The 23,304-nt window shown below is 33.4% G+C and carries 21 protein-coding genes and 1 rRNA gene; 14 read left to right on the plus strand and 8 right to left on the minus strand.

Annotated elements, in window-relative coordinates; all coding sequences use genetic code 11:
- From dnaA to scpA, 11 genes are all read left to right on the plus strand, one after another.
- Positions 1-1,428: chromosomal replication initiator protein DnaA (dnaA, locus tag LNP81_RS00005; RefSeq protein WP_065451227.1), on the plus strand; the 1,428-nt coding region annotated here is incomplete at its 5' end.
- A gap of 9 nt (positions 1,429-1,437) precedes the next feature.
- On the plus strand, positions 1,438-1,902 hold the full coding sequence (locus LNP81_RS00010; RefSeq protein ID WP_230032361.1) for a low molecular weight protein-tyrosine-phosphatase: 465 nt from the start codon (positions 1,438-1,440) through the stop codon (positions 1,900-1,902).
- Positions 1,903-1,971: 69 nt separating this feature from the next.
- Positions 1,972-2,685, plus strand: a complete 714-nt coding sequence (locus tag LNP81_RS00015) for an SAM-dependent methyltransferase (protein WP_065451225.1) — start codon at positions 1,972-1,974, stop codon at positions 2,683-2,685.
- A gap of 21 nt (positions 2,686-2,706) precedes the next feature.
- Positions 2,707-3,102, plus strand: a complete 396-nt coding sequence (locus LNP81_RS00020) for an energy transducer TonB (RefSeq protein WP_230032362.1) — start codon at positions 2,707-2,709, stop codon at positions 3,100-3,102.
- Between the two features lie 46 nt (positions 3,103-3,148).
- Complete coding sequence (locus LNP81_RS00025) at positions 3,149-4,276, plus strand: methionine aminotransferase (protein WP_230032363.1); 1,128 nt, start codon at positions 3,149-3,151, stop codon at positions 4,274-4,276.
- A gap of 78 nt (positions 4,277-4,354) precedes the next feature.
- Positions 4,355-5,236, plus strand: coding sequence for an SDR family oxidoreductase (locus tag LNP81_RS00030; RefSeq protein WP_230032364.1), 882 nt, complete (start codon positions 4,355-4,357; stop codon positions 5,234-5,236).
- Positions 5,237-5,511: 275 nt separating this feature from the next.
- Complete coding sequence (udk, locus tag LNP81_RS00035; protein WP_230032365.1) at positions 5,512-6,120, plus strand: uridine kinase; 609 nt, start codon at positions 5,512-5,514, stop codon at positions 6,118-6,120.
- Between the two features lie 156 nt (positions 6,121-6,276).
- Positions 6,277-6,612 carry an FtsB family cell division protein gene (locus tag LNP81_RS00040; RefSeq protein ID WP_230032366.1) on the plus strand — a complete coding sequence of 112 codons (336 nt, stop codon included), beginning with the start codon at positions 6,277-6,279 and terminating at the stop codon, positions 6,610-6,612.
- Positions 6,613-6,635: 23 nt separating this feature from the next.
- Entirely contained in the window at positions 6,636-8,000 is a 1,365-nt protein-coding gene (locus tag LNP81_RS00045) for a methylmalonyl-CoA mutase subunit beta (protein WP_230032367.1), read from the plus strand.
- A 44-nt stretch (positions 8,001-8,044) separates the two neighbouring features.
- Positions 8,045-8,281 carry a hypothetical protein gene (locus LNP81_RS00050; protein WP_230032368.1) on the plus strand — a complete coding sequence of 79 codons (237 nt, stop codon included), beginning with the start codon at positions 8,045-8,047 and terminating at the stop codon, positions 8,279-8,281.
- 296 nt (positions 8,282-8,577) lie between these two features.
- Positions 8,578-10,716, plus strand: a complete 2,139-nt coding sequence (scpA, locus tag LNP81_RS00055) for a methylmalonyl-CoA mutase (RefSeq protein WP_255700726.1) — start codon at positions 8,578-8,580, stop codon at positions 10,714-10,716.
- 53 nt (positions 10,717-10,769) lie between these two features.
- Here the strand turns inward: scpA and LNP81_RS00060 are convergent, their stop codons facing one another.
- The 5 genes from LNP81_RS00060 to dapF all read right to left on the minus strand — a co-directional run bounded on the left by LNP81_RS00060 (position 10,770) and on the right by dapF (position 15,311).
- Positions 10,770-11,423, minus strand: a complete 654-nt coding sequence (locus LNP81_RS00060; protein WP_230032369.1) for a peptidoglycan-binding protein LysM — start codon at positions 11,421-11,423, stop codon at positions 10,770-10,772.
- 578 nt (positions 11,424-12,001) lie between these two features.
- Entirely contained in the window at positions 12,002-13,042 is a 1,041-nt protein-coding gene (gene mltG, locus LNP81_RS00065; protein ID WP_230032370.1) for an endolytic transglycosylase MltG, read from the minus strand.
- Between the two features lie 9 nt (positions 13,043-13,051).
- Positions 13,052-13,585 (minus strand): GNAT family N-acetyltransferase, encoded by a 534-nt coding sequence (locus LNP81_RS00070; protein ID WP_230032372.1) that lies wholly within the window; start codon positions 13,583-13,585, stop codon positions 13,052-13,054.
- A 1-nt stretch (position 13,586) separates the two neighbouring features.
- The gene (locus LNP81_RS00075; RefSeq protein ID WP_230032373.1) at positions 13,587-14,441 is read right to left on the minus strand and encodes a tetratricopeptide repeat protein; all 855 of its coding nucleotides are present in this window, start codon (positions 14,439-14,441) and stop codon (positions 13,587-13,589) included.
- Between the two features lie 87 nt (positions 14,442-14,528).
- Entirely contained in the window at positions 14,529-15,311 is a 783-nt protein-coding gene (dapF, locus tag LNP81_RS00080) for a diaminopimelate epimerase (RefSeq protein ID WP_230032376.1), read from the minus strand.
- 159 nt (positions 15,312-15,470) lie between these two features.
- Here dapF and LNP81_RS00085 point away from each other — a divergent pair, with 159 nt between their 5' ends.
- Together LNP81_RS00085 and LNP81_RS00090 are read left to right on the plus strand one after the other, a co-directional pair.
- The gene (locus tag LNP81_RS00085; RefSeq protein WP_230032377.1) at positions 15,471-16,871 is read left to right on the plus strand and encodes a trypsin-like peptidase domain-containing protein; all 1,401 of its coding nucleotides are present in this window, start codon (positions 15,471-15,473) and stop codon (positions 16,869-16,871) included.
- A gap of 231 nt (positions 16,872-17,102) precedes the next feature.
- Positions 17,103-18,551: a glyceraldehyde-3-phosphate dehydrogenase gene (locus tag LNP81_RS00090; RefSeq protein ID WP_230032379.1), complete on the plus strand. Its 1,449-nt coding sequence runs from the start codon at positions 17,103-17,105 to the stop codon at positions 18,549-18,551.
- A gap of 107 nt (positions 18,552-18,658) precedes the next feature.
- Here the strand turns inward: LNP81_RS00090 and LNP81_RS00095 are convergent, their stop codons facing one another.
- Positions 18,659-19,117: an Lrp/AsnC family transcriptional regulator gene (locus LNP81_RS00095; RefSeq protein ID WP_065451211.1), complete on the minus strand. Its 459-nt coding sequence runs from the start codon at positions 19,115-19,117 to the stop codon at positions 18,659-18,661.
- Positions 19,118-19,318: 201 nt separating this feature from the next.
- On the opposite strand from LNP81_RS00095, the gene ald reads away from it, so the two are divergent.
- Positions 19,319-20,434 (plus strand): alanine dehydrogenase, encoded by a 1,116-nt coding sequence (gene ald, locus LNP81_RS00100; protein WP_230032385.1) that lies wholly within the window; start codon positions 19,319-19,321, stop codon positions 20,432-20,434.
- Between the two features lie 131 nt (positions 20,435-20,565).
- Here ald and pafA read toward each other — a convergent pair whose 3' ends face one another.
- Complete coding sequence (gene pafA / locus LNP81_RS00105) at positions 20,566-22,185, minus strand: alkaline phosphatase PafA (protein WP_230032386.1); 1,620 nt, start codon at positions 22,183-22,185, stop codon at positions 20,566-20,568.
- Between the two features lie 982 nt (positions 22,186-23,167).
- Positions 23,168-23,277: ribosomal RNA gene (gene rrf / locus LNP81_RS00110) — 5S ribosomal RNA — on the minus strand.
- Positions 23,278-23,304 lie beyond the last annotated feature (27 nt).

The following is a 23,304-nucleotide window of genomic DNA, read 5'->3' on the forward strand; positions in this document are numbered from 1 at the left end:
ATGACTAAAACTGCTCAATCGGTATGGGAAAACTGTTTGTCCTTTATAAAAGACAATATTCAAGATCAAGCATATAAAACTTGGTTCGAACCAATCAAATCAGTTGAGCTAACCGACAACGCGTTATATATTCAGGTACCAAGTAAATTTTTCTACGAATGGCTAGAAGAACACTACGTAAAATTATTGAAAGTTGCGCTTACCAAAGAACTGGGAAAAAACGCAAAGTTACTCTATAAAATTAAAATGGAGAACACTTATGGAAATAAACAGCCTTTTACCGAGCAGCTGCCAAGTTCCAACAGAGTGCCAATGAAACCGCAAGAGGTTGATGCTCCGTTTAAAAACCTGAATCCTGAACTAAAGAATCCTTTTGTAATTCCGGGAATCAGAAATTTAAAAATTGAATCACAGTTAAATCCTAATTATAGTTTTGACAATTTCCTTGAAGGAGACTCAAACCGTTTAGCTCGTTCTGCAGGTATGGCAGTTGCCAACAAACCTGGAGGAACATCATTTAATCCTTTATTGATTTTTGGTGGAGTTGGTTTAGGAAAAACACACTTAGCACACGCGATAGGTGTTGAAGTAAAAGATAAATATCCTGAAAAAACGGTTTTATATATTTCTGCCGAAATTTTCACACAACAATATATTGATTCGGTTAAAAAGAATAATCGTAATGATTTCATTCACTTTTACCAATTAATCGACGTTTTGATTATTGATGACGTTCAGTTTTTATCTGGAAAATCAGGAACTCAGGACGTATTTTTCCATATTTTCAACTATTTGCACCAAAACGGAAAACAGGTAATTTTGACTTCGGACAAAGCTCCTGTTGATATGCAGGATATCGAACAACGTTTGTTATCACGTTTTAAATGGGGATTATCTGCTGAATTACACCAGCCAGATTACGAAACCAGAATTTCGATCTTAAAAAATATTCTATATCGTGATGGTGTTGAGATGCCGGAAGATATCATTGAATATGTTGCCCGCAACATTAAATCGAATGTTAGGGAACTTGAAGGCGCTATTATCTCATTGATCGCACAATCTTCTTTCAACAAAAAAGAAGTTACGATTGAATTGGCAAAAAGCGTTGTAGAGAAATTTGTTAAAAACGTAAAGAGAGAAATCTCTATCGATTATATTCAAAAAATTGTGTCAGATTATTTTCAGTTGGATATTGAAACACTTCAATCTAAAACCAGAAAGAGGCACGTGGTTCAGGCAAGACAATTGGCGATGTTTTTTGCAAAGAAATTTACTAAAGCTTCTTTGGCAAACATTGGTTCGCAAATTGGAGATCGTGATCACGCTACCGTTTTACACGCTTGTAAAACCGTTGACAATTTAGTTTCTACAGACAAGCAATTCAAGAAATTTGTCGAAGACATCAACAAAAAATTAACGCTATAAACGCGAATCATGCCAGTAAAAATTTTAATGGTTTGCTTGGGAAATATTTGCAGATCACCTTTAGCCGAAGGTATTTTAGCATCAAAATTACCTGAAAATTTTATAGTTGATTCCGCAGGAACAGGATCGTGGCATGTGGGTCATTCACCAGATAAACGTTCGATTGCTGTAGCCAAAAAAAACGGCTTATGCATTGACAATCAAAAAGGAAAACAATTTAAAACAGCTGATTTTGACGAATTTGATTATATTTATGTTATGGATAGTTCAAATTACCGAGACGTCATTCATTTAGCCAAAACTCCGGAACACAAAAATAAAGTACATCTTATTTTAAACGAATTATTTCCGGACGAAAACGTAGATGTTCCAGATCCTTATTACGGAACTGCAAATGGTTTCGACAATGTTTATCAAATGTTAGACGAAGTTGCCGAAATTATTGCCAAAAAACTTATCGAAAAACATTCATAATTTTAATGTATTTTAATTACTTAACTGATAATTGAAGTACATTTTTCTTTTAATCCTAAACCATCACAAATGAAACTTCTAGGAAAACTATATTTAATTCCAACCACAATGGGCGAAAGCGATCCTATGGATGTTTTGCCACAAACCGTAAAAAGAAGTATCGATTTTATAGATCATTATATTGTTGAAAACGAGAAAACGGCCAGAAAATCAATAAAAGCAGTTTCTCCTGAAAAAAAACAATCAGAACTTATACTTTTCACACTTAATAAACGCACAGAACCCAGCGAGCATTTAGACTTCATCAAACCTTTATTAGAAGGAAAAAATGTAGGTTTAATGAGCGAAGCCGGTTGTCCCGGAGTTGCTGATCCCGGTGCTGTAATTGTAAAATTGGCACACGAAAAAGGAATTCAGGTTGTGCCTTTAGTTGGTCCGTCTTCCATTCTACTTGCAATGATGGCTTCCGGAATGAACGGTCAAAGCTTTACTTTCAACGGATATTTGCCAATTGATAAAGATGAGAAAAAATCGGCTTTGAAACATTTTGAGAAATTATCTCAGGATAAAAACCAATCGCAGATTTTTATTGAAACCCCATACAGAAACAATAAATTGGTTGAAGATATTTTACAAATCGTAAATCCTTCAACTCATTTATGTATTGCAACTGATATTACTTTACCAACAGAATTCATTAAAACAATGCGTGTTGCAGATTGGAAAAAATTAAAAGTTGATTTACATAACCGACCAACGATTTTTATTATTCATAAAATGTAAACTAACTTTAAGACCATCATAATGAAAAAGTTTCTAATCCTTATTTTGATTTGCCTTGCGCAAAATACATTTTCTCAAGAGGTTGCTAAACCCAATACAACCGATGATGACAACAAAATCTACAATACTGCAGGCATAGATGTTAAACCTGAATTTCCCGGAGGATTAGAAGCAATGAATGGCTTTATAAAACAAAATTTCAAAAACCCAAAAGAAGGTTTAAAAGGAAAAATATACACCACTTTTATTATTGAAAAAGATGGATCGTTAAGTGACATTAAAATTTTAAGAGACCTTGGACACGAAACAGGTACAGAAGCCATAAGAGTTTTAAAACTATTTCCAAAATGGAGTCCCGGAAAACAAAACAATAAAATTATTAGAGTTCTCTACTCCATTCCAATGATAATAAATTAAGTTTATTTTATTCACTTATAAGTTTTTCCCCTAATCAAACTTCATCATGAGTAAACTTCCAAACGTAACGACAAGCATTTTTACAGTAATGTCTAAAATGGCAACAGAATATAATGCAATTAATCTTTCGCAGGGATTTCCTAACTTTCCGGTTGATGAAAGATTAACAGATATTCTGGCAAGATTAGCTAAGGAAAACGTACATCAATACACACCAATGGCAGGTTTGCCGCCGTTAATGAATCAGATTGCAAATTTAATTCAGAGTTCTTACAAAAGAACGATCAATCCTGATTTAGAACTTTTGGTTACTGCCGGTGCGACACAGGGAATTTTCACTTCGATTTTAGCTTTGGTAAAAACGGGTGACGAAGTTGTAATTCTGGATCCGAGTTATGATTCATACGAATCTCCGGTTTTACTTTGTAATGCAAAACCAGTTCGTGTAGCTTTAAACGATGATTACACACCCAATTGGGAAACGATCGAAAAAGCGTGTTCATCAAAAACCAGGATGATTATTATCAATAATCCGCATAATCCAACAGGGAAAATTTTAACTGAAGCTGATTTTCTTGAACTGGAAAAATTACTTTCAAAACATCCGGACATTATTGTTTTATCTGATGAAGTCTACGAATATATTACATTCGAAGAAAAACACATCTCTGCACATACCAAAGATTTTCTTTTAAACCGTTGCATAATGGTTTCATCTTTCGGAAAATCATTTCATATTACAGGCTGGAAAATTGGCTATACCGTTGCGCCCGAACACTTGATGAAAGAAATTAAAAAAGTACATCAGTTTCTTGTTTTCAGCGTTAACAGTATTTCTCAAGCTGCCATAAGTGAATATTTAAATGTTGTTGATGTGAATTTGCTTGGAAAATTCTATCAGGAAAAACGAGATTATTTCCAGAAACTGCTTCAAAATAGCCGTTTTGAACTAAAACCTTGCGAGGGAACTTATTTTCAGGTTACCTCTTACACCAACATTTCAAACGATGATGATGTTACTTTTTGCAAAAAACTAATTACAGACCATGGCGTTGCTGCCATCCCAATTTCTACTTTTTATTCAGATCATAAAGACCAAAAATTAATACGTTTTTGCTTTGCTAAAGACAATTTCACTTTAGAATCAGCAGCAAAAAAATTATGTGATATATAAAGTTTATCAAAATTTTATAACATTATTATGCGTGCATCCTATTTATTTAATTAATATTGTAATAAAAAGAAAAAAAATATGAGCTATACAGATAAAATGTTAAGAGATGACGCTTTAAAAGGTAAAGTCATAGTAGTAACAGGCGGCGGAAGCGGTTTAGGAAAAGCCATGACCAAATATTTCTTAGAATTAGGTGCTCAGGTAGCCATTACTTCAAGAGATTTAGAAAAGCTAAAAAATACGGCCACCGAACTTGAAACTGAAACCGGAGGAAAATGTTTACCGCTTCAATGTGACGTTCGTCATTATGAAGAAGTAGAAAATATGCTTCAGGAAACCTTAAAAGCTTTTGGAAAAGTAGATGTTCTTTTGAACAATGCTGCCGGAAATTTTATTTCTCCAACCGAACGTTTATCTGCAAATGCATTTGATACTGTTATAGATATCGTATTAAAAGGTTCAAAAAACTGTACACTAGCTTTTGGAAAACACTGGATCGATACCAAACAAACATCGGCTACAATATTAAATATCGTAACCACTTATGCCTGGACAGGTTCAGCATATGTTGTACCTAGTGCTACTGCAAAAGCAGGAGTTTTGGCCATGACACGCAGTTTGGCTGTAGAATGGGCAAAATACGGAATCCGTTCTAATGCCATTGCACCGGGACCATTCCCAACAAAAGGCGCGTGGGACAGATTATTACCCGGAGATCTTGCCGAAAAATTTGACATGGCGAAAAAAGTTCCATTGAAACGTGTAGGTGATCATCAGGAATTGGCCAATTTAGCAGCTTATTTAGTATCTGATTTTTCAGCTTATGTAAATGGTGATGTTATCACAATCGATGGTGGCGAATGGCTAAAAGGCGCAGGACAATTTAATTTATTAGAAGCAATTCCGGAAGAACTTTGGGATCAGCTTGAAATGATGATAAAAGCTAAAAAGAATAAATAATTTTACGTGCTTACTAAATTCAGAATATTTTTTATAAACTATACTGATTGCACTAAATCCCGAAGGTTCTACTTTCGGGATTTTTTTTATGTTTTCACCATATAAGTCACAATCTTTTAACCATATAAGTAATATAAGTTCAGTTAAGTACCGTTTTACTTAAATATTTTGTTGCTTAATTTTACTTACATTACTTATATGGTTAAATTACATAATATGTTTAGTACTTCACTTAAATTATTATTTTTGCCAAACAAATATCAAACAAAAAATATATGCTCATTATTGGAATTGCAGGAGGAACAGGAAGTGGAAAAACAACAGTAGTACATCAAATTATGAACGAATTACCAGACACTGAAGTTGGCGTAATTTCTCAGGATTCCTACTATAAAGAAACCCATAATTTGTCGTTCGACGAAAGAGCATTAATCAATTTTGATCATCCGCGTGCGATCGATTTTGAATTATTGGTAAAACATTTAAAAGCACTAAAAGAAGGCGAAACTATCGATCAGCCTGTTTATTCTTTCATACAACATAACAGAACAGACGATACGGTATCAACGCATCCAAGAAAAGTAATGATTGTAGAAGGCATTCTAATCTTGACCAATCCGGAGCTTCGTGATCTTTTTGATGTTAAAGTTTACGTGCATGCTGACTCTGACGAAAGATTAATTCGCCGTTTAAAACGTGATATTTCAGAACGCGGACGTGATATCGAGGAGGTTTTAACCCGTTATCAAAACACCTTAAAACCTATGCACGAGCAATTTATCGAGCCATCAAAAGCTTTTGCAGACATCATCATTCCTAATGATAAATACAATACTGTAGCCATCGATGTAGTCCGGGCTGTAATTAATCAACGAATTTCATAATTTTTATCGTAAATTTATTCCATAAAAATTAGGAGCTATTTCCCGCTCTCGCCTTTATCTTTTTATGTCCGCCGCGGCGGACATAAAAAGGATATCGGCTCCATCGGGGCTAGAACACCAATCGAAATTATAAGAAGTAATCAGTTTAAAGAGAAAATGAAATTAAAAAATCCATATAAAGGCAAACGCTGGTTTAAATTACTGAGCAATAAATATGTTTGGGTTTTACTCTTTTTTGTAGTCTGGATGTTATTTTTAGACAATTACTCCTATTTTGATCACCGTTTTCTTGACGGACAGATTAATGAACTACAAGACAACAAAAAATATTATCAGGACGAAATAAAGAAAGATCAGGAACAGATCAAGCAGCTTAAAAATCCTGAACAAATAGAAAAATATGCTCGCGAAAAATATTACATGAAAAAAGATAGCGAAGATATTTACATCATTCAATTTGAAGGAGATACCATTCAAGATACAAAAGAATAATCAGAAAAAAGCACACAAACCCAATGGCTACTACCCTATTCGACGATTTTAATCCGATTTCATCCAAACAATGGAAACAAAAAATTCAGTTTGAATTAGATGGAGCAGATTATAACGAAACCGTAATTTGGAATTCTCCAGAAGACATTCAGGTTAAACCGTTTTATCATATAGATGAATTTTCTAAAGCTGCTTCGGTTAAAACTCAGGCATCCAATTTTAAAATTTGTCAAAATATCTTTGTCTATGATATCGAAAAATCGATTCAAAGAGCTATAAACACTATCGAAAGAGGTGCTGAAAGTTTACGTTTTACTATCGAAAACGAAAAAATAGATGTACAAAAATTATTAGAAACTCTTCCTTTAGAAAACAGAACGGTTTACTTTAATTTGAATTTTATTTCAATCGATTTCGTAAAAGTATTGGACACCATTTCGATTCAGAAAAAAGCTGTTTTTTATTGCAATATTGACCCAATTGGTCATTTTGCAAGAGAAGGAAACTGGTTTACAACAGCTGATAAAAATAATTTCGAAACGATCGAAAAAATTGCAAAAGCCACAACAAACCTTTCCTTGTTAAGTATCGATTCCGGTTTATATCAAAATGCCGGCGCTAATATTACACAACAAATTGCCTATAGTTTAGCACACGCCAACGAATATTTAAATCGCTTGCCAAGCGTTACTGAACCATTTGTATTTCAAATATCAGTAGGAACAAATTATTTTTTTGAAATTGCAAAACTTCGCGCTTTACGAATGCTTTTCAAACTGATAGCTTCAGAGTATAATCCTGATTTAGAATGTCATTTTTTGGTAACGCCAACAAAACGCAATAAAACAATTTACGATTATAATGTAAATATGTTACGTACCACAACCGAATGCATGTCGGCAATACTTGGCGGCGCAGATGCCGTGGCCAATTTACCATATGATTCATTATACCACAAAGACAACGAATTTGGCGACCGAATTGCCAGAAATCAATTGTTGATTTTAAAATATGAAAGTTATTTTGACAAAGTCGATAATCCAGCCGATGGAAGTTATTATATAGAAAGTCTGACGATGCAATTAGCAGAAAAAAGTTTAGCTTCATTTAAAGATATTGAAGCAAATGGAGGTTTCTTAAAACTTCTTAATGACGGAACCATCAAAAAGAAAATTCAGGAAAGTGCCTCAAAAGAGCAGGAATTGTTCGATTCTAAAAAAGAAGTTTTATTAGGCACGAATAAATATCCTAACAAAGAAGACCGAATGAAACACGATTTGGAATTATTTCCTTTCGTAAAAATAAAACCAAGAAAAACATTAATTACACCAATTATAGAAAAAAGATTGGCAGAGAAGCTGGAACAGGAGCGATTGGAGCTTGAATAAAATTCATTTCAAATAGTTTTATTTGAATATAACCCTAAATAATAATGGAAGCAATTAGACAAATAATATCAGTTAAAAATCATTCTGTAACCATCATACTACCAGATGATTTTATAGCAGATGAAGTAGAAGTAATTATTTTACCTGTGCAGAATGACCATTATAAAATTCCTCAATGGCAAATTGATCAAGTGAGAGAAAGAACAGAAAACTATTTAAAAAATCCTACGAATGTTACTGACATTGATGATTTTTTAAAAGAAATTGAAAATGATCTATAAAATAGTAATTATTGAAGAAGCTAAAGTAGATTATAAAAAATCTTTGTTTTGGTATAAAGGCATACATCCAAAATTAGCGATTAGGTTTAATGATTCTTTCAAAAGAAGCATAGCAATCATTAAAAAAGACCCACTATTATTTCAAATAAGATATGACAACATTCGAATCATATTTTTAAAAACTTTTCCATACGCGATACATTATTCAATTTATAAAAATTGTATCGTTATTAAATCTATTTTTCACACATCAAGAGATAGTGAGTTAAACGTATTCTAAACAACATTATTTACAATTGAGAAAAGACCTTAAACATATAAAGTTAGATATTAAAAGCTATGAGTTAAGCGAACAGATGCATAACCCAGAACCCAAAACTCATAACTTCACCACAGCAGAAGGTATCGAGCTCAAAGCAACTTATTCTGAAAAAGATATAGAGGACTTAGAGTTTCTTGATTTCGGAGCAGGTTTTGCGCCAAATTTGCGAGGACCTTATGCTACTATGTACGTTAGACGTCCCTGGACGATTCGACAATATGCAGGATTTTCTACAGCGGAAGAAAGCAATGCTTTTTACAGAAGAAATCTGGCTGCCGGACAAAAAGGACTTTCTATCGCTTTTGATTTACCAACACATCGCGGTTATGACTCAGATCACGAACGAGTGGTTGGTGATGTAGGGAAAGCTGGTGTTGCTATCGATTCTGTCGAAGACATGAAAGTTTTGTTTGATCAGATTCCGCTAGACGAAATGTCGGTTTCGATGACGATGAACGGAGCGGTTTTGCCTATTATGGCCTTTTATATTGTCGCAGCTGAAGAACAAGGAGTCGCAATCGAGAAATTATCCGGAACGATCCAGAATGATATTCTAAAAGAATTTATGGTTCGTAATACTTATATCTATCCGCCAACGCCTTCGATGAAAATCATTGCAGATATTTTTGAATTTACGAGCAAGAAAATGCCAAAATTCAATTCGATCTCTATTTCAGGATATCATATGCAGGAAGCCGGAGCAACAGCCGATATAGAATTGGCGTATACTTTGGCCGATGGTTTAGAATATATTCGAACCGGACTTTCTACTGGAATGACAATCGACGAATTTGCTCCCCGCCTGTCTTTCTTTTGGGCAATTGGAATGAATCATTTTATGGAGATTGCGAAAATGCGCGCAGGCCGAATGATTTGGGCAAAATTAGTACAGCAATTTAATCCTAAAAGCGATAAATCTTTAGCTTTAAGAACACATTGCCAAACTAGTGGCTGGAGCTTAACAGAACAAGATCCTTTTAATAATGTTGCCAGAACTTGCATAGAAGCTACAGCGGCAGCATTTGGAGGAACTCAATCATTACATACTAATGCACTAGACGAAGCTATTGCATTACCAACAGATTTTTCGGCAAGAATAGCCCGTAATACACAGATTTTTTTACAGGAAGAAACTAAAATCACCAAAACTGTGGATCCTTGGGGAGGAAGTTATTACGTTGAAAGCCTGACAAATGAAATTCTAAAAAGTACCTGGAAACTGATCGAAGAAGTAGAAGAATTGGGTGGAATGACAAAAGCCATTGAAGCCGGAATTCCGAAACTAAGAATTGAAGAAGCTGCAGCCAGAAAACAAGCAAGAATTGATAGCGGACAGGATATTATTGTTGGTGTAAACCAATATAGATTAGAGAAAGAAGATCCATTGCATATTTTGGATGTCGACAACCAAATGGTTCGCAAGCAACAATTAGCGCAACTGGAACAAATAAAAGCAACAAGAGATACTGAAAAAGTAAATCAATCACTGGAAAAATTAATACATTGTGCCAAAACCGGACAAGGAAACTTATTAGAAATTGCTATTGAAGCCGCTCGAAACAGAGCAACATTGGGTGAAATCAGCGATGCTCTCGAAAGTATTTTTGGCCGATATAAAGCACAAATTAAATCCTTTAGCGGTGTGTATAGTGCAGCAATAAAAAACGACGAGAATTTTGAAAAGGCAAAACAATTAGCAGATGCCTTTGCAAAACAAGAAGGAAGACGTCCCAGAATTATGATTGCCAAAATGGGACAAGATGGTCACGATCGCGGTGCAAAAGTAGTAGCCACAGGCTATGCCGATGTAGGTTTTGATGTTGATATAGGTCCGCTTTTTCAGACACCTGCCGAAGCTGCCAAACAAGCGGTTGAAAACGATGTGCATATTTTAGGCGTTTCATCATTGGCAGCAGGCCACAAAGCATTGGTTCCGCAAGTTATCGAGGAACTTAAAAAACACGGACGTGAAGATATTATGGTTATTGTAGGAGGAGTAATTCCGGCGCAAGACTACCAATTTCTATTTGATGCCGGAGCTGTTGCTGTTTTTGGTCCTGGAACTAAAATTAGCGAAGCAGCTATTAAAATCCTCGAAATTCTAATTGACTAAAGAGCAAAAAAAAATCCCGAATTGTATCGGGATTTTTTTTGCTTATGCAAATTTTAAATTTGATCGTGTATTGTAGCATCACTATCTGCTTCGATACGAGAAAGATCATAACCACCAAAGGCTTTCATATAACTTTTTAATGAAGTACCGTAAGCATCTCTAAAATGCCTGTTTCCTCTATTTTTAAAAAAGTTTTTTACTGAACCAGCTCCTCCAAGGTGTGCAGCGGCTAAAATTCCCGATTCGGTAATTTCGATACCACTGATAATCTTTCCTTCATACTTTTCTATTTCATTACGTAAAATCCATTTGTTTTTGGATAGTAATGCAATAAATGCTTTTTCTTGTAATGCAGGATCTTTCAAAAAGGCTTTGTCATTTTTAACACCAACAGCCCTTAAAGCTTTAGAACCAAATTGGTATTTCCCCATATAACCTAACGAATTTACCAATCGGTATTTTCCCTGAGATTCTTTAAAGGCTACCGCTTCTTTAAAACTAATAAGTCGCTTTTCTGTAAATACGACATTTACCTTTTTTATTGCAGGATAATCATCCTCTTCTTGCGATGGAAACATGTATTCAGATCCATCTGTTTTTTCTATTAGAAACCAAGGTTTAGTTTCTAGATTAAAGGGTTTAAAACCCAAACTTAAAAATGTAATAATAACGATCAAACTCGCATAAAAATACCACTTCTTTATCATAAATTGTTTTTCTTCAAATCCCTGTCACCTCTTTGAAATTTCTACGGTGCAAAGATAAGAAATACAAAACAACTCTGTAAATCAAATAGTTATATGTTTTTGCAAATATAAATATAGCTACTAATCCCTTTATTGATGCAGATTACGAGGGGAAAACCTAGGTTTTAATTTTGCTTCAAAAGCACCAAAATATAAATCTGAAAAATGCAATTTTTATCATTTTTTTAGCAAATTAGTTAAAATAGCAAGATTAAACTTACCAAACGTTTAAGATTTTTAAAGATAATTTATGGCATTAAAATTTGGTTTTTTCATTAAATTTATGTAAACTAAAATATAATCTTTTGTAAATTTCAATTTTAAAGCACACATAAAATAGAGAATATTAATCGATAATTTTTGATTGTATTTATAAAAAATGAGAATCAAAAATGAGAAAATCTTCAATTAAATATCATTCTGTATTTTTCGAAAAAATAATTACTTTTAAAATAAAACCATTTAAGTATAGAGCATAAAAAAACCGAAGCTTTATGCCTCGGTTTTTTACTATTTTTAATCATTAACAATGAAAAAATTTATCTTGTCACTCCCTGACTAGCGATCCAGTCTGAATATTTTTTTGCATTTATTTGATGTTGCTCATAAGTTGATGCAAATTCATGATAGCCAAAACGATCTATACTTGCACAGAAATAAATATAATCGTTCTTTTCTGGATTTAAAACCGCATCAACAGCTGTAATATCAGGCATTGCGATAGGTCCCGGAGGAAGTCCTATGTTTACATAAGTATTATATGGGGATCTCATAACCAAATCATTATAAAAAACTCTCTTGATAACCTGATCAAAATTATTATCTCTAAGCTTTAAAGCATAAATAACAGTTGGATCTGCTTGTAAAGGCATTTCTAAACGTAAACGATTCAAATATACACCCGCAATACGAGGTCTTTCATCTTTTTTAACGGATTCCTTATGAACAATAGAAGCTAAAATTGTAGCCTGAACCGGAGTTAAACCTTGTTTTTTTGCTTTTTCGATTCTTTCAGCCGTCCAGAAATTATGATACTCCTTAATCATTTTATCTCTGAATTTCTCTGCAGAAGTATTCCAATAAATCTCATAGGTATTTGGAATAAACATCGCAAAAACATTCTCTTCATTAAAACCATTTTCTTTTAGAAAAGCCGGATCTTTAATTGCTTTCATTAAAGATAAACTGTCTGCTTCGATCTCAGCACCCACTCTTCCGGCAAAGTTCTCTAAGCGCTCCTGGTTATTAAAAGATAATTTGACAGGAATATTGGCTCTCATTGCGCGAACCAAATCGATATTATTCATGTCTTTTTTAAGTAAAAAACGACCTGATTTTACATTTTCAGGATAGCTTCTTTTATTGGCAACCATTTCAAAATTGTCGAAATTTTTAATGTAAGGTGCTAATATTTTCTTTACATCTGTATAATTTGCGTTTGTAGGAACGTATACATAAAGTTCCTTTTCGTCAAATTTAGTATTGGCACTGAATATTTTACTAATTAAAATAAATCCGTAAATCATTAAAACTGAAATTACGGCTACAGCAGTTATTGTGATGATTTTTTTTAAGCTCAAAGTATAAGTTTAAATTTGTTTATTAATTAACTGAAAAATTGCTTCGTCTTGATAGTGGTTATTAAGCAAAATCCAATCTTTTTTGATTCCTATTTTCTCAAAGCCAAATTTAGTAAAAAGAGCTATACTTGCTACATTTCCTACAGCTATATTTGCATACAACTGATGTAAATTTAAATTATGAAAAGAATACTTAATTAAAAGCTCTAACGCCTCAGAACCAATGTTTTGCTTTCTGTTTTCGTCTTTTTGAATAACAATTCCAATACCTGCCCTGTTATTTTTAGGATCAAATTCGAATAAATCAATTAACCCAATCGCCGGAAAATCCTGATCCTGACAGATTGCCAAACGCAATTGTTTGGCTTCGTAAATATCCTGTTGTGCATTTTCGAGATACTGACGAACTAAAAATCGGCTATAAGGTGTTTGTGTATTACTGACTTCCCAAATGCTTTCATCATTCTCCATTGCATAAACAAACTCCAGATCATTAGGTTCTAATGCTCGCAGATAAATATTTTCTCCTTTGAGTGTAATCATTTTAGATTTTTAATTGTTGCTTTTTAGATTGAAATATTAAATATAAAAGACTAATCGATATAATACCTAAAATTATTGAGAGTAAAGTTCTAACGTAATCTATCTGCTCGCCCGTTTCTTTCTTGATTTTAGGTTTTGGATTTAATACATACTTGGTATAAGTGAGTCTTTTTTCTAAAATCGGACTATTCAAACCATACCTTTTTGCTTCGTCCAGAATTGGCTTTGCGGTATTAAACTCTCCTTTAATCATTTTTATATTACCCAATTCAAACAACAAAATTGCTATTATATTATCTTTGGGTTTGATAAAAGACATTCTTTCATTCAATTGATAGTTCAATGACTTATCCAATTTATTTAATTGAATTGTATCGAGTTGAGAAACAGGTTTAATTTCTTTACCGAAATCAGTATTCAAAAGGAATTTTGCGGTTTGAAATTTTGTACCGTTAATTTTTGCTTCTAAAATTCGGGAATGAAGCCATTCTGAGCCATTGTGCGATTTAGGATTTATGGCAATCGATTTATTGATCCATTTTAAAGCTTCTTCATTATTCCCCATCAATTCATATAAAGTTCCTAAGTTGGAAGCTGTTGAATATCGGTTTGGCTTTAGCTTTTCAATCTTTAAATACAGGCTTAATGCTTCGTCATATTTCTTTTCAATAATCAAAATATATCCTTTATCTGAAAGATAATCCAGATCTTTGGTTTTGCGATATAGACTATCAAGCTCAATTTTAGAACGTTCTGTAAATTTTCCGATAATAAAATTATGGCCAAATGGTAAATTATCAGCATAATCCATATAAAGATAATCGCCATTTTTCATTAAATATTTTTCACCGTTCAAACACGCGTGAATATTTAAACTAGCAAAGAAAAGAAGCAGAATAAAGAAAGTTTTTCTCAAAGTTTTTTTTGATATGAATATAGTAAATTATATTTCAATTGTACCCTTAAAAACAAATTTGGCAGGACCGGTTAAGAAAACATTCGTAAAATGATCTCCCAATTTATCAAAAGAAACTACAAGTTTTCCTCCTTCAACATTTAAATTAATCGAAGTTTTCTCTGTTTGACCGATAGCATTCATTGCAATTGCAACTGCTGTTGCTCCCGTTCCGCAAGCCAGAGTTTCATCTTCAACTCCTCTTTCATAAGTACGAAGTGAAAAAGTACCATCGTCAACCTTTTTTACAAAATTGATATTGCTTCCTTTTTCGCCATACAACTCGCCATAACGAATTGCAGCGCCATTCTCTTTTACATTATAATGTTCTAAATCATCAACAATTTGTACGTGATGCGGAGAACCGGTATCTAAAAAAGTATATGAATCTTTCTTTTGTACTTCATCAACATCAATCATTTGCAGAGAAATAATAGCATCATCACCTACAGAAGCGTGATGCAAACCGTCTGTTGCTATAAATGTAGCTTCGTCCTTAATCACTCCTAATTGGTTGGCAAAAGCCACTAAGCAGCGACCGCCGTTTCCACACATTGAACTCTGATTTCCGTCTGAGTTATAATACACCATTCTAAAGTCAGTTTCAGTATCATTTTCTAATAAAATAAGACCATCTGCTCCAATTCCGAAACGTCTGTCACACAGGCGTTCAATCAATTTAATATTATCTTTTGGAAAGAAATCTGAACGATTATCAATCATTACAAAATCGTTTCCGGTACCCTGATATTTATAAAATTCTATTTGCATTTTTTTTCCATTAATAATACAAAAGTACGAACAAATAATTAATGAAATGTTAATCAATGTTAAAGAGCGTTAAACCATTTTATTCGTTAATTTTTTGAATTATTTTTACGTAAAATTACCTAAACATAAATTATAACAACTTAAATATAAAATATAGCTATGAAAAGACTTTCAACCTTATTTTTGGTTTCACTACTTAGTGGTGCTACTACGCTTGGTGCTTACAAATTATTATTTGAAAGCAACAATTCTTTTTTTGGAAGACAAAATTCTGTTGTAACTCTTGCACCAAATTCGTTTGGAAAAAATGTCGCTTTATCTGCTGAAACGGTCGATTTTACAGCTGCGGCAGATAAAACAATTCATACTGTCGTTCACGTAAAAAATGTTTCGCGAAGAACGGTTAGCAATCCTATGTTAGAATTTTTCTATGGTTATGGTGGCCAACAGCAACAAGAACAAGTTGGAACGGGATCTGGTGTCATTATTTCTGAAGACGGATATATTGTCACAAATAATCACGTGATCAAAGATGCTACAGAAATCGAAATTACTTTAAACAATAAAAAGTCATATAAAGCAAAACTAATTGGTACCGATTCTAAAATGGATATCGCTTTACTAAAAATCGATGCTAATGAAAAACTACCTTATACAGCCTTTGCCAATTCAGATTCTGTGAAAATTGGAGAATGGGTTTTGGCAGTTGGAAATCCGTATAACTTAACTTCGACGGTAACTGCCGGAATTGTTTCGGCGAAAGCCAGAAATTTAGACACTAACGGAATCCAGTCTTTTATTCAGACTGATGCTGCCGTAAACCCAGGAAACAGTGGTGGTGCATTGGTGAACACAAGAGGTGAATTAATTGGTATTAATACCATGATTTCATCTATGACAGGTTCTTATGTTGGTTATTCATTTGCTGTTCCTTCTAATATCGCCCGAAAAATTATCGAAGATATAATGGAATTCGGTAATGTACAAAGAGGAATTTTAGGCGTTGAAGGTGGAGAATTAAATAGTACCGCCTCAAAAGAACTAGGTGTTACTGAAACTCAGGGTTTTTACATCAGTAAAGTTTCTAAAAATTCAGGTGCAGAAAAAGCCGGTCTTGGTAAAGGAGATATTATTGTAAAACTGGACGATCAAAATATTGCGACTTATGCTGATCTTTCAGGATATATCAATACAAAACGACCAAATGACGTTGTTAAAGTAACTTATATAAAAGAAGGGAAAACCAAAACAGTTCCGGTAACTTTGAGCAAAAATGAATTTTATAGTACCGAATTTAAAGGTATTGAATTAGAAAACATTGATGCTGCCGACAAAAAGAAATTCAGAATTGATTATGGTGTAAAAATCAGAAATATCAACAATGAAAATTTAATGCAATATCAAAACGAATTACAGGGCAATATAATCTTAAGTATTGATAATGTAAAAGCAACGAACATTGAGACCGTTTCTAAACTTTTAAACAGAAAAGATGAAGGACAAAGTGTTCGTCTTGAAATGATCAATAAAAATGGAGAAATCCTTAGAATTATTATTTAAAAAAAAAGTCTAAGTTTCCAGTAACAGTATACAGTTTCTTTACAGACTGAAAACTGGGACCGAGACTGAAAACTTATAAAGTTAACAATGTAAAAAAGCCATCTTAGCAATAAGGTGGCTTTTTTTATTTCAAAAATAATTCACAAAATAGTTTACGAAATCGATTGAAATAGATACTTTTGCGCAAAATTTAAAAATATTCGTGTATTTATTTTTTCAATTTAATCAATTATGAGCAAAAAATCTTTGTACCAAAAAGAGGTATCATTACAAGTCGACCGAAGAAGAGCTGGTGTCGAATTAATTAAAATCATAAGCGATTTATGGTATGACAAATCCATTGAAATGGTTTTATTCAAAAATCAGTTATTGGATAAAAATGTGAGCGACATTATCAATTTGCATCAATATGCAGGTGAGTTTGTAGGCAAGCCCATCACCATTTTTGATTCGGTTGAAATCGCAAAAGTAATTTTATCATTAGATCTTCCGCCTGCTAAATTAGATCTTGGAAAACTGACTTACGAATATCGTTTAGAAGATGAAAAATATCCTGATGCGCGATATTTTGTTTTCGAAAAATTGAAAAAAGCTAAATCATCTGAAGAAATTCAACCTAAAGATATTGTATTGTACGGTTTTGGAAGAATCGGGCGTTTATTAGCAAGAGAATTAATGTCTAAAACAGGAAAAGGAAACCAATTACGACTGAGAGCGATTGTAACCCGTGACAAAAATGACGCATCTACTTTAGAGAAACGAGCTTCTCTTTTGCGATATGATTCTATTCACGGCGATTTTCAGGGATCTGTGATTGCTGATCCAAAAAACAATGCATTGATTATAAACGGAACAACTGTACATATTATCACAGCAAATTCTCCTGAAGAAATTGATTATACCCAATACGGAATTAATGATGCATTAGTAATTGATAATACCGGGGCTTTTACTACTGAAGAAGCTTTAAAAAGACATCTAACATCGCCTGGAACGAGTAAAGTTTTATTGACCGCACCCGGAAAAGGAATTCCGAATATTGTACATGGTGTAAATCACAACGAATATAATCCTGACGAAATAAATATTTTTTCGGCGGCTTCCTGCACTACAAATGCTATTACTCCCGTTTTAAAAGCAATTGAAGATACATTAGGAGTTGTAAAAGGGCATTTAGAAACTATTCATGCTTATACAAACGATCAAAATCTGGTCGATAATATGCATAAAAAATACCGTCGCGGAAGAGCTGCTGCTTTAAACATGGTTATTACCGAAACCGGTGCCGGAAATGCTGTTGCAAAGGCATTACCTTCATTAGAAGGAAAATTAACTTCGAATGCCATTAGAGTTCCTGTACCAAATGGCTCCTTAGTAGTTTTGAATTTAGAAGTTAAAAAAGCCACTTCGATTCCAGCCATTAATAAAATCATGAAAAAATACGCTCTGGAAGGGGAATTAGTTGAGCAGATAAAATATTCATTAAACAACGAATTAGTGTCATCTGATATTGTTGGCACTTCTGCACCATCTATTTATGATAGTAATGCAACAATCGTATCTAAAGACGGAAAAAACATAATACTATATATTTGGTATGATAACGAATACGGTTATAGCCACCAGGTAATTAGATTAGCAAAATACATTGCCAAAGTAAGACGTTTTACTTACTATTAATATAAAACCAAAACCAACCATTTATCTAAAACCATCAGGCATTGTCTGGTGGTTTTTTCTATTATTAAGAATTTTAAACGATTTAAATCAGAATGTAAATTCTCAAATTATATTGGTAAAACAGTTGTACTCTTTACTTCAGAAATTACAAAAACGGTATTTATAAGAGAAACCTCTGGTAATATCGATAATTTTTTTTGATGAAACTGATGGTAGCTTTCCATATCCGGGATGATAATTTTTAGCATATAATCAAAATTTCCAGAAACATAATTACACTCTACGACTTCAGGCAAATTCAAAATAGACTGATTGAATCCTTCAGATGTATCATAAGTTTGCTTTGTTAAGGTAACCTGACAATAAACCGTAAGATTATTGCCGAGTTTTTTCTTATTCAAAATCGAAACATACTTTTCAATAACTCCATCTTTTTCAAGACGTTTTACCCGATCATGAACAGGGGTTAAAGACAAATTTATTTTGTTTGCGATGTCTTTTAGCGTGTAGTGCGCATTTTCCTGTAAGAGACGTAAGATTTTTTTGTCAATTTCATCTAAAGCCATAACGAAAACGTTTTCTGTAATTAATAAAAATAAGTCATTTTTTCTCTTTGAAGGAGTTTAAATACCCTCAAATAGAATATTTTTCTGTAAAAGTATAAAATAAAATAATATTTTCTTATTTATAGGTCCTTAATCCATAATAAATTCTCTATCTGTAGTTTTGTAAAAGAATCTCAACAAAAACAAAAAAATCCAACAAAAATGATAATAGGTGTTCCAAAAGAAATAAAAAATAACGAAAACCGTGTAGCTTTAACTCCTGCAGGAGTTTCTGAAATGAAAAAACACGGACATGTAGTTTATGTTCAGGCAACTGCTGGTTTAGGAAGTGGTTTTGCTGATCAGGAATACGCAGATGCAGGTGCAGTAGTTCTTGCAACTATTGAAGAAGTGTACGCTATTGCTGAAATGATCATCAAAGTAAAAGAACCAATTGCATCTGAATATCCATTAATCAAAAAAGATCAATTATTATTTACTTACTTCCATTTTGCTTCATCAGAGCCATTAACTCATGCAATGCTTGAAAAAGGTGCTGTATGTTTAGCTTACGAAACAGTAGAAAAAGCAGACCGTAGTTTACCTTTATTAGTTCCAATGTCTGAAGTTGCTGGTCGTATGGCGATCCAACAAGGAGCTAAATACCTTGAAAAACCATTAAAAGGAAGAGGAATCCTTTTAGGTGGTGTTCCAGGTGTAACTCCTGCTAAAGTTTTAGTTTTAGGTGGAGGAATCGTTGGAACTCAGGCTGCAAAAATGGCTGCTGGTTTAGGTGCTCAGGTAACTATCATGGATTTAAGTTTGCCACGTTTACGTTATTTAGATGACATTATGCCGGCAAACGTAAATACAGAAATGTCTAATCATTACAATATAACAAAAGCAATTGCTACAGCTGATTTAATTGTTGGAGCAGTTTTGATTCCAGGAGCAAAAGCACCTCACTTAATTACTCGTGATATGCTTAAATTAATGCGTCCGGGAACTGTGGTTGTCGACGTTGCAGTTGACCAAGGAGGATGTATTGAAACTTGTACTCCTACAACACACGAAAACCCAACTTTTATCATTGATGATATTGTTCACTACTGTGTAGCAAATATGCCAGGCGCTGTTCCTTACACATCTACTTTAGCATTAACTAATGCTACTTTGCCTTACGCAGTACAATTAGCAAACAAAGGATGGGAAAAAGCTTGTAGCGAAAATGAAGAATTAAAAAAAGGATTAAATATTGCTAACGGAAAAATTCTTTACAAAGGAGTTGCTGAAGCTTGGAATCTTCCTTTTAATGAAGTAGTGTTAGCAAACGCATAGGCTAACATTATAATAAGTGCTTACTAAACACTATTCAAAAGGCTTTTCTTAATTGAAAAGCCTTTTTTTTTTACATAAAAAAACCTATCATAAATTATGACAGGTTTTTAGTTTATATATAATAGTGAAAACTATTTTTTCTCATCTAATACTTCTTGTAACACTTTTGCTTCAGTCCCATTTGGGAAAGTAACTTTAATTTTCTGGGCTATCGTTGGAGCAATTTCAGTAATAGCCTTTTTATCATAAGATTCTCCTTTCTTAATATGCCATCCGTAAAAAATAGCTGGCACATGAGTATCATAGCTATAAGGTGTTCCGTGTGATGTTCCTGTAGTTGAATATTCTATATCACCTGGCTTATCAATAATAACCAAATCTCCATTTTGAGTTACATCAAAACCTTTTGCAACAAAATTTAAATAATAGTCATTTCCTGAATTAGCCAATATTTCTTCTTCAGTGTAAACCTTTTTAACTTGTTGCTGCGAAATCAAAAATTCTTTAAAAGCTTGTTTTATTTTTACCAAATCTAACTTTTTATCTTTAATAATTTGCTTATTAAAGAAAACATTAAAATTTGAATAATTTAAAATTAAATCAGCTCCAAATGTTTTCGTTGAAAAATCCTGTAAACTCTTTTTAACATCTTTAGATGGATAATTATCTACATTATATTTTCGGTCTTTCAAATAAATCACATTTTCAGCACCAGCATGATCTGCAGTTAAGAAAAGTAAATAATTTCCTTTCCCTACAGTTTTATCTAAATAAGTCAGGAAGTCAGCGATCGTTTGATCAAGTCTTAAATAAGTATCCTGCAACTCCATAGAGCGCGGCCCTAATAAATGACCCACATAATCAGTAGAAGAGAAACTTACAGTCAAAAAGTCAGTAATATTATCTTTTCCTAATTCTTCTTTTTCAATAGCTTTCTTAGCAAATTCAGCCAATAAATCATTCCCAAAAGGAGTTGCTCTTAGAACTCCGGCATCATTCTTTTCGTACATTGATTTTAAATCATACGGAAAAACAGGAGCTGTACTTCCGTACAATTTACCTTCATAAGGATTATTGTCCGGTAAACTTTCGTTATAAGTAGCAACTGGTTTATACAAATCCCAACCTTTATTAATGTAAGGCATATAATGTTTCTCATTATTAAACTCAGTAACCCATTCCGGTAATTTTTCTCCGTAGAAAGTACTTGAGATAAAAGAACCAGTTTTACTGTACCAAAAAGCCCAGTTTGCAAAATGACCCGCTGGTAGAATTGCACCACGATCCTTTAGGCTAATTCCAATAACTTTTCCCTCAAAATTAGTCGCCATTCTTACTTCGTCAGTAATAGTAGTACTTTGCAAATTCTTAGGAGACATAGCCCCTTCTTCTGCAGTACCATCACCTACCGTTTTTACACCTGCATCATCTGTACAATACATTTGCTTGCCCAGCGTTCTGCTAAACCATTCATTGCCCACAATTCCGTGAGTCGCTGGCGTAGTTCCAGTGTAAATAGATGCATGTCCCGGAGCAGTATAAGTAGGCATATAATTATAATGCATATTCTGAAAAGTATATCCATTATTCATCAATCTCTTAAATCCGTTTAGAGAGAAATCATCTGAAAACCGATATAAATACTCCATTTTCATCTGATCTACTACAATACCTACCACCAACTTAGGTCGCTGTTGAGCACTTAAATTTGAGATAACAAACAATGTCAACAATACAATACTTTTTTTCATACTTCAATTATAATATATAATACAAAAATACAGATTCACATTTAGATAGGCTAACACACCATAATTTAAAACTCAAAAACGATTATAATTTAACAGAAATTATTACAGAAAATTACACCTAAGTTTATTTGGGCGTTTTTCCGCCGCGGCGGACCGGGTTGTCCGCTAAATCTTTTGCTAGAGAGGTTTTGGCTTGGCTTCGCCAGAAGTCTAGTGTTTCACAGAAGGATACCGCTTCCTTACCTAACGCAGTTTAGAGGTAAATAGAAATACTATTTTCAAAAGAAATTCCAATTTATAAAATTCCAAATCCCAATGTATTACGTCTATTCACTTCACCCCAGGTAATCTATAACTTTTTGCAAACTAGCCAATGGTTTCAATTTCTAGACCCCAACATTAACGGATCAACGCTAAATGTTGTGGAGCAACTTACAAATGCTGACTGTTTTTTTACCGCAGAGAAACAAAGATTTTATCTAAGAATTTCTTATAAACACAGAGTTCGCAAAGCTAAATCAATATACAGCTTTACGTCCCGAGGCTTCGAGATGCCTTTATAAAAAGCTAAGAGTATAAAAACTTAGCGATCTTTGCGGTAATTTTTTTGCTTCAGAGGTTTTAGGATTGACGTATCAACACTGAATGTTGTGGAGGGACATTAAAAATTTTATATTCCCTAATTATTTTTTAACGCAGAGAACGCAATCCCGATAGCTATCGGGATTCGCAAATTTCACTAAGATTTAAGTAGTGTTTACACAATCAAAGTCCACAAAGCTTTGTGAACTTTGTTTTTTTTCTAAACTTAGTATATTAAAAAACTTTGCGTTCTCCGTGGTAATTTTTTCTATATCCACATCTTTGCGGACTTAGCAATCCAGAAGAATCCAAAAAACCATTGCGTTCCTTGCGGTTAAACCAAACTACGAACCAATCTAAAACAAAAAACCCCGTTTCGTTAGAAACAGGGTTTTCAAAAGAAAGGCGACGACATACTCTCCCACATAACTGCAGTACCATCTGCGCAGGCGGGCTTAACTACTCTGTTCGGGATGGGAAGAGGTGAGCCCCGCCGCAATAACCACCTTAAGAAGTTATAATTGCTTTGGGCAATTT

Origin of the sequence: Flavobacterium piscisymbiosum, assembly GCF_020905295.1 — a bacterium.
Taxonomy (GTDB): domain Bacteria; phylum Bacteroidota; class Bacteroidia; order Flavobacteriales; family Flavobacteriaceae; genus Flavobacterium; species Flavobacterium piscisymbiosum.